The 15,264-nt window shown below is 61.4% G+C and carries 14 protein-coding genes; 13 read left to right on the forward strand and 1 reads right to left on the reverse strand.

The features are described 5' to 3' along the window. Positions 1-160: 160 nt before the first annotated feature. The 8 genes from mdcA to mdcH all read left to right on the forward strand — a co-directional run bounded on the left by mdcA (position 161) and on the right by mdcH (position 7,276). Entirely contained in the window at positions 161-1,813 is a 1,653-nt protein-coding gene (gene mdcA, locus IFU29_RS09760) for a malonate decarboxylase subunit alpha (RefSeq protein WP_191933764.1), read from the forward strand. Next, positions 1,813-2,667 (forward strand): triphosphoribosyl-dephospho-CoA synthase, encoded by an 855-nt coding sequence (locus IFU29_RS09765; RefSeq protein WP_191933765.1) that lies wholly within the window; start codon positions 1,813-1,815, stop codon positions 2,665-2,667. The genes mdcA and IFU29_RS09765 overlap by 1 nt, the downstream gene beginning before the upstream one ends. 69 nt (positions 2,668-2,736) lie before the next feature. Then, the gene (mdcC, locus tag IFU29_RS09770) at positions 2,737-3,036 is read left to right on the forward strand and encodes a malonate decarboxylase acyl carrier protein (RefSeq protein ID WP_191933766.1); all 300 of its coding nucleotides are present in this window, start codon (positions 2,737-2,739) and stop codon (positions 3,034-3,036) included. Further along, entirely contained in the window at positions 3,029-3,865 is an 837-nt protein-coding gene (locus IFU29_RS09775; RefSeq protein WP_191933767.1) for a biotin-independent malonate decarboxylase subunit beta, read from the forward strand. The genes mdcC and IFU29_RS09775 overlap by 8 nt, the downstream gene beginning before the upstream one ends. Next, the gene (mdcE, locus tag IFU29_RS09780) at positions 3,862-4,662 is read left to right on the forward strand and encodes a biotin-independent malonate decarboxylase subunit gamma (protein WP_191933768.1); all 801 of its coding nucleotides are present in this window, start codon (positions 3,862-3,864) and stop codon (positions 4,660-4,662) included. Before IFU29_RS09775 ends, mdcE begins: the two co-directional genes overlap by 4 nt. A 133-nt stretch (positions 4,663-4,795) precedes the next feature. After that, positions 4,796-5,755, forward strand: coding sequence for an AEC family transporter (locus tag IFU29_RS09785; protein WP_191933769.1), 960 nt, complete (start codon positions 4,796-4,798; stop codon positions 5,753-5,755). A gap of 1 nt (position 5,756) precedes the next feature. After that, the gene (locus IFU29_RS09790; protein WP_191933770.1) at positions 5,757-6,368 is read left to right on the forward strand and encodes a malonate decarboxylase holo-ACP synthase; all 612 of its coding nucleotides are present in this window, start codon (positions 5,757-5,759) and stop codon (positions 6,366-6,368) included. Then, positions 6,365-7,276 carry a malonate decarboxylase subunit epsilon gene (gene mdcH, locus IFU29_RS09795; RefSeq protein ID WP_191933771.1) on the forward strand — a complete coding sequence of 304 codons (912 nt, stop codon included), beginning with the start codon at positions 6,365-6,367 and terminating at the stop codon, positions 7,274-7,276. Before IFU29_RS09790 ends, mdcH begins: the two co-directional genes overlap by 4 nt. On the opposite strand, the gene IFU29_RS09800 is transcribed toward mdcH, so the two are convergent. Continuing rightward, positions 7,260-8,195 (reverse strand): LysR family transcriptional regulator, encoded by a 936-nt coding sequence (locus IFU29_RS09800; protein WP_191933772.1) that lies wholly within the window; start codon positions 8,193-8,195, stop codon positions 7,260-7,262. The genes mdcH and IFU29_RS09800 overlap by 17 nt on opposite strands. Positions 8,196-8,609: 414 nt before the next feature. On the opposite strand from IFU29_RS09800, the gene IFU29_RS09805 reads away from it, so the two are divergent. From IFU29_RS09805 to IFU29_RS09825, 5 genes are all read left to right on the forward strand, one after another. Beyond that, the gene (locus IFU29_RS09805; RefSeq protein WP_191933773.1) at positions 8,610-9,830 is read left to right on the forward strand and encodes an oxalate decarboxylase family bicupin; all 1,221 of its coding nucleotides are present in this window, start codon (positions 8,610-8,612) and stop codon (positions 9,828-9,830) included. A gap of 198 nt (positions 9,831-10,028) precedes the next feature. Further along, a complete protein-coding gene (locus tag IFU29_RS09810) occupies positions 10,029-11,096 on the forward strand; it encodes an ABC transporter ATP-binding protein (RefSeq protein ID WP_191933774.1) in 1,068 nt (355 codons plus the stop codon). A 35-nt stretch (positions 11,097-11,131) separates the two neighbouring features. Next, complete coding sequence (locus tag IFU29_RS09815) at positions 11,132-12,106, forward strand: ABC transporter substrate-binding protein (RefSeq protein WP_191933775.1); 975 nt, start codon at positions 11,132-11,134, stop codon at positions 12,104-12,106. Positions 12,107-12,109: 3 nt separating this feature from the next. Further along, positions 12,110-13,849 carry an ABC transporter permease gene (locus IFU29_RS09820; protein WP_191933776.1) on the forward strand — a complete coding sequence of 580 codons (1,740 nt, stop codon included), beginning with the start codon at positions 12,110-12,112 and terminating at the stop codon, positions 13,847-13,849. Positions 13,850-13,945: 96 nt separating this feature from the next. Continuing rightward, entirely contained in the window at positions 13,946-15,211 is a 1,266-nt protein-coding gene (locus IFU29_RS09825) for an acid phosphatase (protein ID WP_191933777.1), read from the forward strand. Positions 15,212-15,264: the final 53 nt, after the last annotated feature.

Below are 15,264 nucleotides of genomic sequence, written 5' to 3' on the forward strand. Positions count from 1 at the left end.
AATTCTCTAATACATTGATAAAATTACCTTTTTTATCAACTGTTACTCCATGTGTAATGTTTGATACGCCGGACGTAATTGTTTGAACGCCTTGTTTGGGTGCAGACTCGTCATCAGACTGAAGCATCCCTGACAGGATGCACTTACAGGAGGTTTTATCATGATTTCCCACCCGTCCCCCCGTGTCTGGGATACGCGCCGCCGTGAAAAACAGCGCCGTATTGCCAGCCTGGGTCTGAACAATAAAATCCTGCCTACGGGCGATCTGGTTGCCATGCTGGAAAAACTGATCGTGCCCGGCGATCGCGTGGTTATGGAAGGGAATAACCAAAAGCAGGCGGATTTCCTTTCCCGATCGCTGGCGCAGGCGGATCCGAAAAAGCTGCACGATCTGCATATGATCATGCCGAGCGTCGGCCGCAGCGAACACCTGGATATCTTCGAAAAGGGCATCGCCCGCAAGCTTGATTTCTCCTTCTCCGGCACCCAGAGCCTGCGTATCTCGCAGCTGCTGGAAGACGGACAGCTGGAAATCGGGGCCATTCACACCTACATCGAACTTTACTCGCGGCTGTACGTTGATCTGATCCCGAACGTAGCGCTGGTCGCCGGTTTCAAAGCCGACCGCAAAGGTAACCTCTACACCGGTCCCAGCACCGAAGACACCCCCGCTCTGGTGGAAGCCGCCGCGTTCCATGACGGCATTGTTATCGCTCAGGTCAATGAACTGGTCGACGACGAGTGCGATCTGCCGCGCGTGGATATCCCGGGATCCTGGATCGACTTTGTCGTCGTGGCCGACAGGCCGTTCTTTATCGAGCCGCTGTTTACCCGCGATCCGCGCCTGATCAAGCAGGAACACGTGCTGATGGCGATGCTGGCGATCAAAGGTATTTACGCTGAGCACCAGGTGCAGTCGCTGAACCACGGGATTGGTTTTAACACTGCGGCCATTGAGCTGCTGCTGCCCACTTACGGCGAACAGCTGGGTCTGAAAGGCAAAATCTGTCGCCACTGGACGCTGAACCCGCATCCGACCCTGATCCCGGCGATTGAAAGCGGCTGGGTAGAAAGTGTGCACTGCTTCGGCGGTGAGCTGGGCATGGAAAAATACGTTGCTGCCCGTCCGGACGTGTTCTTCACCGGTGCCGACGGCTCCATGCGCTCGAACCGCGCCTTCTGTCAGATGGCCGGACAGTACGCCGCCGATATGTTTATCGGTTCGACCTTACAGGTCGACGGTGACGCCAACTCCTCTACGGTCACCCGTGGCCGTCTGTCGGGCTTTGGCGGTGCGCCGAATATGGGCCATGACCCGCACGGCCGCCGCCATGCCACGCCCGCCTGGCTGGCGATGATCAATGAGCCCGATCCGATGGCACGTGGCCGCAAGCTGGTGGTGCAGATGGTGGAAACCTTCCAGGCCGGATCAAAACCGACCTTCGTCGAGAAGCTGGAAGCGGTCGACGTGGCGAAAGCGTCCGGTATGCCGCTGGCTCCGGTGATGATCTACGGTGACGATGTGACCCACGTCCTGACCGAAGAGGGGATCGCCTACCTCTATCGGGCGAAGTCGCTGGAAGAACGACGTGCCATGGTCGCCGCCGTGGCCGGTATCACCGATATCGGATTGGGTGTCGATGCGAAGCGCGTCACGCAGCTGCGCCGTGAAGGCAAAGTCGCCTTCCCGGAAGACCTGGATATTCGCCGGACCGATGCCCGTCGCTCTCTGCTGGCCGCCGGCAGCGTCGCAGACCTGGTCGAATGGTCCGGCGGGTTATATCAGCCACCGGCTAAATTCAGGAGCTGGTAATGAGCCTGCAGCGGCAGATCGCCGCCTCTCCTGCTGAACGTCACGCGCAGCGTCTGGCCTCTCTGGCCACCCGTTGTCTGCTGATGGAAGCGAACCTGACGCCAAAGCCGGGGCTGGTCGACCGCCGCGGTAGCGGGTCGCATCACGACCTGACGCTGGCGCTGATGGAGCGTTCTGCTCACAGCCTGACGCCGATGTTTCGTGAGATGGCGCTGCAAAGCTGGCGACGTCCGGCGGATATCGCCCTGCGCCAGACGGCAGGCCGGTTGGGGCGCGACGGGGAAGCCGTCATGATGCGGGAGACCGGTGGGGTTAATACCCATCGCGGAGCGATCTGGGCGCTGGGACTGCTGGTTTCCGCCGTGTCAATGTGTGGCGGCACCGGCAGTCTGACGCAGGTGATCAGTACGGCAGCCCGCCTGGCACAGCTGCCGGACGAGGCCGCGCCGAAACTGTTCAGCAACGGCCTGCGTGCCAGTTCACGCTACCGCCTGCCGGGGGCCCGTGAAGAGGCCCGGGAGGGGTTCCCTCATGTGGTCAGACTGGCGCTGCCGCAGCTGTGGCAAAGCCGCCAGCAGGGGGCCGGTGTGGACGCCGCCCGGCTGGATGCGCTGATGGCCATCATGACCTCTCTGAGTGATACCTGCGTACTGTCGCGGGCCGGAATGGCCGGTCTGGTAACGATGCAGCAGGGGGCCCGTGCGGTGCTGGCCGCGGGGGGCGTGCAACAGCCTGCCGGCTATCAGGCTCTCCTGCAGCTTGATGCGCAGATGCTGGCACTGAACGCCTCACCGGGCGGTGCGGCTGACCTGCTGTCTGCAGCGCTGTTTCTGGATCGTGTTTGTGTGGGGTAACCCGGTGCTTTGTCGGGCAGATCCTGTTGACGGTCTGCCCGCACATGAAACAAATTTTACGAGGATCTTATGCAACAGATAACCTTTTCTTTTCCGGCTACACGCCACCTCAGCGGCAAAGCGCTGGCGGGTGTGGTCGGATCCGGCGACATGGAAGTGCTCTACGTCGCTGATGACAAAGACCTACTGCGCGTGGCGATCACCACCTCCGTGGATAACAGCAGCCCGCGCTGGCAGGCGTTATTTGAGCGCCTGAGCAGCTTCGGGGCGTTACCGTCCGGCCAGATGACCATTCATGATTTTGGTGCCACTCCGGGCGTGGCACGCATCCGCATTGAACAGGTGTTTGAGGAGGTAGCCGATGCGTAACGACAGCAGCTTTATTGAACTCAAAGCGCGTGAGCGCGCCCGCCTGCTGCTGGATGACGGCAGCTTCCGCGAACTGCTCGATCCGTTTGACGGCATGATGTCGCCGTGGCTGGGGGCGCAGGGTATTGTGCCGCAGTCTGACGACGGCATGGTGGTGGCAAAAGGCACCATTGACGGCCAGCCCGCCGTGGTGATAGCCATCGAAGGCGGCTTCCAGGGCGGCAGCATGGGCGAAGTCTCCGGGGCGAAGATGGCCGCTGCGCTGGAGCTGGCAGCCGAAGACAACCGCAACGGCATCCCCACCCGCGCCGTGTTGTGCCTGGAAACGGGGGGCGTGCGCCTGCAGGAGGCCAATCTGGGCCTGGCGGCGATTGCCGATATTCATGCTGCCATCGTTGACCTGCGTCGTTACACCCCGGTCGTTGGCATTATTGCCGGTACGGTAGGCTGCTTCGGCGGCATGTCGATTGCCGCCGGGCTGTGCAGCTACCTGATTGTCACCCGGGAAGCCCGGCTGGGCCTGAATGGTCCACAGGTCATTGAACAGGAGGCAGGCATTGATGAGTACGACTCCCGCGACAGGCCGTTTATCTGGAGCATGACCGGCGGCGAAGTGCGCGCCCGCAGCGGCCTGGTAGATGCCATTGTTGCCGATGGTCAGCAGGCGATTAAACAGGCGATGCGCGCTGCGCTGGCCAAAGGCGTTCCGGCGGCACCGCGTTCGCGCCGCTATCAGCACTACCTGCCGCGCCTGGCGCAGTTTGATACCCGCCAGCAGGCCGATGCACAACAGATCACAGCGTTATTCAGTGAGGAGGATCGCAAATGAAACAGCCAACAGGACGGGGTGAAATCTGGCTTCAGCAGCTGACTGCCGGGGCGACCCGCCTGGCGGGATTATGCCCGTCAGTACAGGTGGCTGACGGTGAGCTGAACGGCGAGGCCGCTCGCTTTATTGCCGTGGTGCCCGATGCCGCCAACCATTATCCCCGCGCCGCACGGGGCGAAGTCGGGCTGCTGGAAGGCTGGACGCTGGCAAAAGTCATCAATGAAACGGTGGAGCAGGATGCGGCCAGCGGGCATAAGCGGCCGATCGTCGCGGTGATTGACGTACCGAGCCAGGCGTACGGACGCCGTGAAGAAGCCTTTGGCATTCATCAGGCGCTGGCGGCGGCGGCGGGTGCCTACGCCGAGGCTCGCCTGGCCGGGCACGTCGTGATTGGGCTGATCGTCGGTAAGGCGATGTCCGGGGCTTTCCTCGCCCACGGCTACCAGGCCAACCGGCTGATCGCCTTCAACGACAGCGGCGTGCTGATCCATGCCATGGGTAAAGAGGCGGCGGCGCGTATTACGCTGCGCAGCGTTGAGGCGCTGGAAAAACTGGCGCAGACCATTCCGCCAATGGCCTATGACATCAAAAACTACCACACCCTCGGACTGCTGGAGTCGCTGCTGGACATTCGCCAGCCGGATGCGCCGGACGCTGACGACGTGGCGCAGGTTCAGCAGGCGCTGACTGACGCTCTCGCGGCCGCCCGGCGCGATCCCGGCCTGGCGTGCCGCCTGCAGGCGGAAAACCGCCGCAGTTCAAAAGCCGTCAGGGAGCGGATGCGCAGCCTCTGGTAGTGCCCACGTGAAGAGTAAAGAGCCATAAGACAACCTGCCAGGTGTCGTCGGGTATGGCAGACATACCCGACAATCACCACCTGTAAAATAATAATCATCGCGCCTGTGCTCACTTCAACTACCAGGTGATGTTATGACTTATGTAATTATTAATGCTCTTGCCCCTATCTTTGTCATTATGCTGCTGGGCTTTTACGCCGGTAAAGCCGGGATGGTGGACAATAAAAACGTTTCTTTACTGAATATCTTTGTGATGGATTTCGCCCTGCCGGCGGCGCTGTTCAGCGCCACCGTGCAGACGCCGTGGGCCGGTATTATCCAGCAGTCACCTCTGATTCTTGTGCTGGTGCTGGCGATGTGGATTGTCTATGCGGCGATCTATTTTATCAGCACGCGGCTGTTCCATAAGTCTCCGCAGGATGCGGCGGTGCTGACCCTTACCGTGGCCCTGCCAAACTATGCGGCGCTGGGCCTGCCGATCCTCGGCAGCGTACTGGGAGAGGGGGCCTCGACCTCACTGTCGGTTGCCGTCTCGATTGCCTGTGGTTCGGTGCTGATGACGCCCTTCTGCCTGCTGACGCTGGAAAGAGAAAAAGCACGTGCGGCAGGGAAGGGGGCGAACGCCGGGATCGGCATGCTGCCGGTGCTGATGTGGCGTTCGGTGACCAAACCGATTGTCTGGGGGCCGCTGCTGGGTGTGGTGCTTTCCGGGCTGGGTGTTTCGATGCCGGGCATGCTGCTGTCGGCCATTAAACCGTTAGGATTAGCTGCCACCGCTGGTGCGCTGTTCCTGACCGGGGTGATCCTGTCGGCCCGCCAGTTGAAAATCAACGGCGTGGTGGTGTTGTCCAGCCTCACCACCATGTTGATCCAGCCGTTTATCGCCTGGGGACTGGTGATCGCCTTCGGCATTAGCGGTCAGGTAGCGATCACCGCGATCCTGATGGTGGCGCTGTCGGCCGGGTTCTTCGGCGTGGTATTTGGCAACCGTTTTGGCGTACAGTCACCGGATGCCGAGGCGACGCTGCTGATCAGTTCACTGTTGTGTATCATCACGTTACCGCTGTTTATCACCCTTACCGCCGGGATGTAATATGACCATTGCGCCACATGATTTGATCTGGGTTCAGACGGCTGACGCCCTTGAGGGCGATCTGCCTGAGTGGGTCGCCAGCCAGTGGCGCTGCGACCTGCCGCTGGTGGTGCGTCGCGACCAGGATCGGCATGGGCGCATTCCGGTGGGGGTGCGAGGCCTGCGACGCGATCGGCGTGCCGCAGGCTGGGTGGCCGCAGAGCGTATCGTGCGCACGCTGTCGCCGGAGGCGCTGAGCGTAACGGAGCGTTTGCTGGCCTCGCCCTTTGTTTCCCAGCAGCCGGTGCAGGCGGCGATCCAACTGGCACAGCAGCGCTGGGAGTGGCGATGGGGGATCACCGGCAGCGTGGGTTACGCCCTGGCCACAGAGGTCCCGGTGCTGCATGACAGCAGCGATCTCGACCTGGTGATCCGCAGCCCTGAGCCGCTGGCGGAGCAGGCGCTGCGGCGCTGGCAGGCGTTTGTCAGCCAGCTGCCGTGCCGGGCCGATACGCAGGTCGAAACCCCCTGGGGCGCTTTTGCCTTAAATGAATGGCTGCGCGATGGACAGGTGCTGCTGAAAACCAACGCAGGGCCACGTATGACCCCCCGGCCGTGGAGTGCAACATCATGAAAATTCTCTTCTCTTTTCCCGGCCAGGGCGCGCAGCGTCCTGGCATGCTGCAACAGCTCCCCGGCGGCGCGATGCTGCTGGACGAGGCCAGTGAGATCCTGCAGCAGGATGCGCGTCTGCTGGACGGCGCGGCTGCTCTGCAACACACCCGCGCCGTCCAGCTCTGCCTGCTGATTGCCGGGGTGGCACACGCGCGTGAACTGCGTCGGCAGGGCATTGAAGCGGATATGACCTGCGGCCTGTCGATTGGCGCGTTTCCGGCGGCCGTGATTGCCGGCGCACTGTCCTTCAGCGATGCCGTCCGTCTGGTGGCCCTGCGCGGCACGCTGATGGAGGAGGCCTACCCCGAAGGCTATGGCCTGACGGCGATTGTCGGTCTGAGAGAGGCGCAGCTTGTGCCGCTACTGGGCAGTGAGTGCTGGCTGGCCAATATCAATTCGCCGCTACAGATGGTGATTGCCGGCAGTGAGGCGGCGATGAGCGCCGTGGCCTCCCGCGCCCGCGCCGCCGGGGCACAGAAAATTCACCGGCTGGCGGTCAGCGTACCCTCACACTGTGCGCTGCTGGCGGAACCGGCCGCGAGACTGGCCGACGCCTTCCGTTCGGTGACCCTGACGCGCCCTTCGTGTGCGTACCTGAGCGGCAGCACCGCCCGCGCGCTGTGGCAGCCAGAGCAGATAGCCGACGATCTGGCGCACAATATGGCGCGAACCGTGCGCTGGCATGAGGCCATGGTGGCGGCCAACGAACGCGAGGTCCGGCTGGCGATTGAGATGCCGCCCGGTGCCACGCTGACCGGTCTGACGCGCGTGGCATTTTGTGGCAGTGCGGGGGAGGCGGTGTCGCTGGAACAGAGCGGCGAGCTGCTGGTGCGTCGCCTGGCAGAACGCCTCAGGGCGGCGTCGTAGTCAGCAGGCGCTGGCGGCTGTACATGCGGCCCTCAGCGACCAGCGCCAGCAGATTAGGATCGTGTTCGCGGTTGCGCTCAAAGACAATGGCGATGTTCTGGCGCATCTGATAAGGCTGCGCCAGCCTGAGCAGCTGAACTGAGTTTTCATACACGCGCTTCATCCTGCCCGGCAGCAGCGTATAGCCGACACCCGCCTGGACCAGACTCAGCATGGAGAAAATATCGTTAACCCGGGTGACAATATTCGGCTCATAGCCGGCGATATTAAAGGCCTCCTGGAAGCCCTGCCAGGTGGCAAACCCTTCCGCCAGCGAGACAAATTTTTCCTGACGAAAGTCACGCAGGTCGGCGGGGAAACGGGTGTCCAGCCCCGAGGCCGCCGGGGCCGCAAGGAAAATGTCATCGTCAAACAGCGGCAGGCTTTCAAAGCGGGCGTGGTCAAGATCGTCGGGGGCTACTGCAATCAGAATGGCATCCAGCGATCCCTCCTCCAGCCGTGCGGTCAGCATCTGGTTTGAGCCCATGGTCAGCTCCATCTCCAGGTCCGGGCGGCGTAATTTCATCCCCATAATCAACTGCGGGATAGTTTCCAGCGTCAGTGAATAGAGGGTACCAATGCGTATTCTTCCCTGGCCTACGCCAGCTGTTTTTCGCGTCTCCTCCACCCCGCGCGACATCATGTCCAGCGCTTCCTGACTGTATTCCCACAGGGTATGCGCCGCAGGCAGCGGCACCAGATTACGGCCTTTATGAATAAACAGCGGGCAGCGTACGCTCTCTTCCAGGCTGTGTAAGGCCCGGTGTACGCTGACGCTGCTGATCCGCAGGGCGTCGGCGGTGCGCGCCAGATTGCCCAGGTTCATAAAGGCGATGAAAATTTCCAGTTTACGAAAAGTAATATCCGAATCGATGTTCATAACAGCCTTTATTCAGATGGCAGAGTGGAGAAGTGGATAACCTTATTCTAGGCGGTAACGGAACGCACCGTATAAAGCAATCATGCGTTATCGGCTGTAACGAGGTATGTCTCCGCACGTAATGAAGTCGATAAATAATATTAATATCTTACCGCTGTTTTGTGCCTTTCAGTCGTGATGATAGAAACAGACCGTCAACGGACGTGAATTTCCTGATTAAATGTCTGTGTTAGAGGATTAATTAACCATTATGTGATTAAAATCGCTGATGGATTTCTGCTTACATTTCCCGTTTGTTCCGCCAGATATTCCACTGGAAGGGCAAAAAAACATCGCATAGGCTTATCGATTATCGGCATCGTTCGGTGTGCCGTAGGTGATGTACATATTTGTCTGACATAAGGAAATCACGGGATGAATCCTCTTTCACGTCGCAGTTTTATGGCTTTTGCCGCTGGCGGCACCGTGGCGCTGGCTGCCGGTAAGGTCCACGCTCATGAACAGCCCGCTGCACGGCCCTTTAACGGGGCAATGGGCGGCACTGACCCCGGCCCGCACGACCCAATCCGTGAAGCGGAAAACCCGGATATTGTGAACCCGCCGTCGACCGACAGCGGCACGTTACCTAACTTGCGTTTCTCCTTCAGCGACGCGCACGTGCGTAAGGGCAGCGGCGGCTGGACCCGCCAGGTGACGCAGCGTGAGCTGGGCATCTCCACCACTATTGCCGGGGTGGATATGCGCCTGAACAGCGGCGGTATCCGGGAGCTGCACTGGCACAAGGAGGGGGAGTGGGCCTATATGCTTTACGGCAAGGCCCGCATTACCGCCCTGGACACCGACGGCGGCTGGTTTGTGGATGACGTCGGCGTGGGCGACCTGTGGTATTTCCCGTCAGGCATGCCGCACTCCATTCAGGGGCTGGGGCCCGACGGCTGCGAGTTCCTGCTGGCCTTTGACGACGGCAGCTTCGATGAAGACAGCACCTTCTTACTCAGCGACTGGTTTAAACATATCCCGCCGGATGTTCTGGCGAAAAACTTTGGCGTACCCGCCAGCACCTTCAGCTCGCTGCCGTCACCGTCCGATGAGTATATCTTCGCCGGTCAGGTGCCGGGTGCGCTCAGTGCCGATGCGATCGCTGGCGCTAAACGCTCTACGCTGCAGTTCAGCCACCGCATGATGGCGCAAAAGCCCATTACGCTGAAAGGCGGTACGGTGCGCATTACCGACTCCTCCAATTTTAAAATCTCCAAAACCGTGGCCGCTGCGCTGGTAGAACTGCAGCCGGGGGCGATGCGCGAACTGCACTGGCATCCCAATAATGACGAGTGGCAGTATTATCTGGAAGGGCAGGGGCGCATGGGGGTCTTCGCCTCATCGGGCGAGGCGCGGACCTTCGATTTTCGCGCGGGGGATGTGGGCTATGTTCCCTTTGCCATGGGCCATTACATTGAAAACACCGGCGATAAGCCGCTGCGGTTTTTAGAGCTGTTTAAAAGTGATTACTATGCAGACCTGTCGCTTAACCAGTGGCTGGCGTTGACCCCTCCGGCGCTGGTGAAGCAGCACCTGCATCTGGACGATGCCTTTATGAACGCGCTGAATAAAACCAAAACACCGATCGTCGGATAATTTTTGCGGGCCGGTCAAAAAAGAAGATCGGCCCCTGCGATCCCGCCGCCTGTTTTATCTCCGGGGCGGACCTGCTGTTCCGGTTCGTCCGCATCCCGGGTGCAACAATGGGCGAGGCTCCCGCCTTGTCACCTGTCTGTCATCTGCGCTCAGTATGTTTTAACCCGTTGCTGTTACCAACGGAGACGCGCCGTATCCATGTCTGAAATCCTGATCGACAACCTGAGTAAGTCCTTTGGCACGCAGCCGGTGCTGCGCGACGTTTCGTTGCGCATAGAGCACGGCGAATTTATTGCGGTTCTCGGCCCCTCAGGCTGCGGTAAAACGACGCTGCTGCGAACTCTCGCCGGTTTCGAAACGCCGGATGCCGGCACCATCGTCGTGGGGGAGCGCTGCTACAGCGCTCCGGGGCAGCATCTGCCGCCGGAGCAGCGCGACCTGAGCATCGTCTTTCAGAACTACGCCCTGTGGCCGCATATGTCGGTGTCGGAAAACGTCGAGTACGCCCTGAAGGTGAAAGGAATGACGCGCAGCCTGCGGCTACAGCGCGTGGCCGACGCCCTGCAGCAGGTGGGACTGGCGGAAATGGCTGCGCGTAAGCCCGCCGATCTCTCCGGCGGTCAGCGTCAGCGCGTAGCGCTGGCCCGCTGCCTTGTCACGCGCCCGCAGCTGGTGCTGCTGGATGAGCCGCTGGCCAACCTCGATGTTCATCTGCGCGCCACGATGGAAGAGGAGTTCACCCGCTTCCACCAGCACTCCGGTGCCACGCTGCTGTATATCACCCACGATCAGCACGAAGCGATGGCGCTGGCCGACCGGATTGTGGTGATGCACGCCGGGCGCGTAATGCAGTTTGCCAGCCCGCAGACCCTCTACCGCCAGCCTGCCTGTGAAATGGTGGCACGCTTTATTGACGATGGCCGCGTTGTCACGGTCAGCGATATTGAACCCGATGGTCACGGCCGTGCCTGGGTCACCCTGTACGGCCAGCGCATTGCACTGCGTGCCAGCCCGCAGCAGGCGGTTCTGCCGGTGGGGAAAATCTGCCTGCACGCTGCCGACCTGCGGCTGGCAGAAGACCCACAGCCGGGGTTCTGGGGCACCATCCAGCGGGTGATCTACCGGGGGGGCTACCGCCAGCTGGAGATCGCCCCGGAGGCCGATCCGCAAAATCGCCTGACCCTGATGCTGACCGATGAACCGCTGTGGCAGACGGGCGACCGCCTGAAGCTGGCGGTGAGCGACGGCTGGGTCATTCCTGCTTAATTTTTTTCTTTCATTACCTTAAGGATCTCAGGGATATGCGTAGCACAATAACTGTTCTGGCTCTGCTTGCTGGCTTCTCTTCACTGACCGCCGCCGCCGATGGCAGGCTGGTGGTCTATACCTCACAGGCACCGGAAATTGCCCAGCAGACCATTGATGCGTTTAAAGCCGCTAACCCGGGAATAGAGGTGCAGTGGACGCGCAACGGCACCACGCAGCTGATGAACGTCCTGCGCACGGAAATGATGAGCGGCGATGTGAAAGCTGACGTCCTGCTGGTGGCAGACTCCATCAATCTTGGCGCACTGAAGAAAGAGGGCAGGCTGATGGCATATCCGCAGGCCCCGGTCAGTCATATCAGCCCGGACTTTTATGACAAGGATAAGACCTGGTTTGGTACCAAAATGATCGCCACGGTGATCGGCTATAACACCCAGAAAGCGAAACCGGTCAACAGCTGGATGGCCCTGACCGCCCCGGAGAACCGGGGACAGGTGGCGGTCCCCAGCCCGCTTTACTCCGGAGCGGCGCTGTATCATCTGCACACCGTGATTGGCACGCCGTCCATTGGCTGGACATTCTATAAAAAGCTGGCGGCCAACGGCATCACGCCAGAAGGTGGTAACGGTCCGGCGCTAAAAGCGGTGGCCAGCGGGATGGCGAAGTACGGGGTGATCACCGATGCCGATCTGATCCGCGCGAAAAAACAGGGATCGCCGGTCGATCTGGTTTATCCGCAGGAAGGGGTGTCGTTTGTTACCGAACCCGTGGCGATCCTGAAAGATGCACACAACGTGGCGGCGGCGAAAGCTTTCGTGGATTTTATGCTGTCAGAAAAAGGTCAGCAGCTGGTGGCCCGGCAGGGTAACCGCCCAATCGATAAACGCGTGGCGGCCCCGGAGGGCTTTGCCCCGCTGGACAGCATTACGCTGCTGACACTGGACAGCGACAAGGCGGTGGCCGACGATAAACAGGTGCGCGACCAGTTCACTGAAATCTTCGGCGGATAACGGATGAGCGTGCTGCCCTCTCTGACGCGCTGTCTCCCCCGGCAGCGGTTCAGCCGCTGGCCCGGCAGTGAACGCTGGGTGCTGTGGCTGCTGGCGCTGATGATTGGCCTGCTGTCCGTCGCGCCGCTGGTGCGGCTGGTCTGGGCGGCGGTGGCACCGCAGGGCGTGCCGGACCTACAGCGACTGTCCGGGCTGCTGGCGACGCCGCGCGTGCTGCGCGCCACCGCGAATACGCTGATAATTGCCCTGGCCTCGACGGCGCTGGCGCTGCTGCTCGGCACGCTGGCCGCGTGGCTGGTGGCGCTCACTAACCTGCGCGCAAAGTCAGCCTGGGTCTTTGCCTTTATTCTGCCGCTGATGATCCCGCCGCAGGTGACGGCACTCGCCTGGGTACAGGCACTGTCGCCGTCCAGCCTGCTGGTGCAGGGACTGGCGGCGCTGGGCCTGCCGGTGGGCAGCGGGGGGCCACCGCCGCTCTATTCGCTGGGCGGTATAATTCTCCTCCTCGGCCTGCATAATGCGCCGCTGGTGTTCCTGGCGGTGCGTGCCGGACTGCAGCGCCTGCCCGCCGAACTGGTCGAGGCGGCGCGGATCACCGGTGCCTCTCCGCTGCGTGTGCTGCTGACCGTGGTGCTGCCGCTGGCGTGGCCGGCTATTTGTGCCGGGGCGGCGCTGTCGTTTGTGGCTGCCGCCGGCAATTTTGGTATTCAGGCAATGCTGGGCATACCGGGACGCGTGCCGACGCTGATCACTCTGGTTTATCAGCAGCTCAACACCACCGGCCCTGGCGCGCTGCCGGATATGGCGGTGCTGTCGCTGCTGCTGGCGGCGATCACACTGGGCGGCATGCTGTTCAGCAGCCTGTCTGGCGGGCGGCGCGACGTGCGCGTCAACGGCAGCACCCAGCCGTTCACCCAGTCTCTCGGCCGCTGGCGTCTGCCCGTGGAGTGCGCCAGCTGGCTGCTGATGGTGCTGATCCTGCTGCTGCCGCTGTCGGCACTGCTGGCCACCTCGCTGACCCAGGGGTTTGGCCAGCCGCTGAACGCGCAGTCGCTGACACTGCTTAACTACCGCAATGCCCTGTTTGACTACCCGGCGATACGCCACGCTTTTTTCACCAGCTTAGGGTTAACGCTGCTGGCGGTGATGATCCTGACCGTGATGGCGCTGTTTATGGCCTGTTTCCTCAGCTGGCGGCGCAGCCGGCTGGTGCGCGTGTTGCATCTCTCCAGCGAACTGGCTTTTGCCTTACCCGGCGTGGTGACGGGTATCGCCGCGCTGTTGTTCTTCCTGAAGCCGCTGCCGCTGGTGAACGTCAGCCTGTACGGCACGGTGTGGATTATTCTTGCGGCCTACCTGTCTAATTTCCTTGCGCTGGTACTGCGGCCAACACTGGCCGGGTTTGCCCGCATTGAGCGTTCGCTGGACGAGGCGGCCCAGCTGGCGGGGGCGGGATTTCTGCGTCGCATGCGCGATATTGTACTGCCGCTGGTTGCCCCCTCAGCCATTGCCGGAGCGATCCTGGTATTCCTTACTGCGCTGAATGAGATCCAGGTGTCGGTCCTGCTGGTGACGTCGGCGACGCAGACACTCGGCCCGACCATTGTTTTCCTCGATGAGGGCGGTTCCTCAACGCTGGCGGCGGCGGTTGGCTGCCTGATGATCCTGCTGGTGGTCGCCCTGATGCTGGTGGCGTCCTGGCTGGCCCGACGCCATCGCGGCGTGCTGCCGTGGCAGGGGTAAGCTGTTTCAGAACCGGTTTTGCCATAAAAGCGTCATCAGGATGCAGTAGCGTGGCTGTCGGCAGGGTGAAGACTTAAAAAAAGATAAGGACGGATGATGCGCTTTCGTTTTACGTTACTGACGGCAGCACTGCTGGTCAGTCCGCTTACCCAGGCGAAACCCCCGCTGCCGCTGTCCGACGCTGCGGCGCTGGCTGACAGCGTTACCCTGGCCAGCGACAGTGCCGACTATCAGGCACTGCAGCAGCGCGTGCAGCGTGCGCTGGTGGAGGCTATCCGGGGCAAACACGACCGCATCGCGCGCAGCCAGCTTGATGAGGCGAAGCAGGGTAAACCGCTGGCGGATAGCGCGTGGCTGAAAGCCAGTGGCTACGATTTCGCTAAAAAAGCCAACCAGCAGGCGGGCATTGCGCTGCTTGGCGCATTCAGTACGCAGCCGGAAAGCACGCTGAAGCAGAATCTGGAGACGGTGGAGAACATCAACCTTAACGCCACCGCCACGCTGCGCCGGCAGGCGCTGATTGACGCTGAAGGGCAAAACTATCTCTACTTTCTTGCGGATGCGCTCGGCCCACGCCTCGGCCAGGCGTTTATCCGCGCGTATAACAAAGGCGAACTGGGTAAAGCGGCTGCGCTGATCAAGGCCAGTGAAGTCAGCACCGGCGAAGCCAAAAAGCATTTTGACAACCCGCGGCCCTTCCTGGTCCCGGCTAACACCATTCATCGGGTAGCGGATAACGTGGTGGTCAACGACAACCAGCCCTATACGGCGGACGGGGGGTCCTTCCCCAGCGGACACACCAGTACCGGCTACACCGATGCGCTGCTGATGGCGCAGATGGTGCCGGAACGCTTTGTCCCGCTGATTGACCGGGGCGCACGCTACGGCTATTCACGCCTCGTACTCGGCGTTCACTACCCGCTGGATGTGATGGGATCGCGCATGGTGGCACAGCGCAATGTGGCGCACTATCTGAACGATCCGGCTTACCGGCGGCTGTTTGACGACGCGAAGCAGCAGCTGCGCAGTGCGCTGGAAAAAGAGTGCGGTATGTCGCTGAAAGCCTGCGCGCAGGTGCCGGCGAAGGATGATCCCTATGCGGCAAAACCGATGCAGGCATTTTACCGCTTTACCATGACCTATAATCTGCCCGCTCAGCAGGGGGAGGCCACGCCGGTGGTGGTGCCGCAGGGGGCCGAAGTGCTGCTGGAAGCGGCCTTACCGGGTATGAGCGCCGCCGGGCGGCGGCAGCGGATGATAAACACGGCGCTGGCGGGGGGCTATCCCCTCTCCGGTAACGCCGACCAGAGCTTCTGGCAGCGGGTGAACCTGCATGATGCCGTCAGGTCGGCAGGGCATTAATTTGTTGCTTTAATGTTGCATAAATGTGATATGGCCCGCAGCCTGTGAACGCC

The organism is Erwinia persicina (assembly GCF_014838825.1).
GTDB classification, from domain to species: domain Bacteria; phylum Pseudomonadota; class Gammaproteobacteria; order Enterobacterales; family Enterobacteriaceae; genus Erwinia; species Erwinia persicina_A.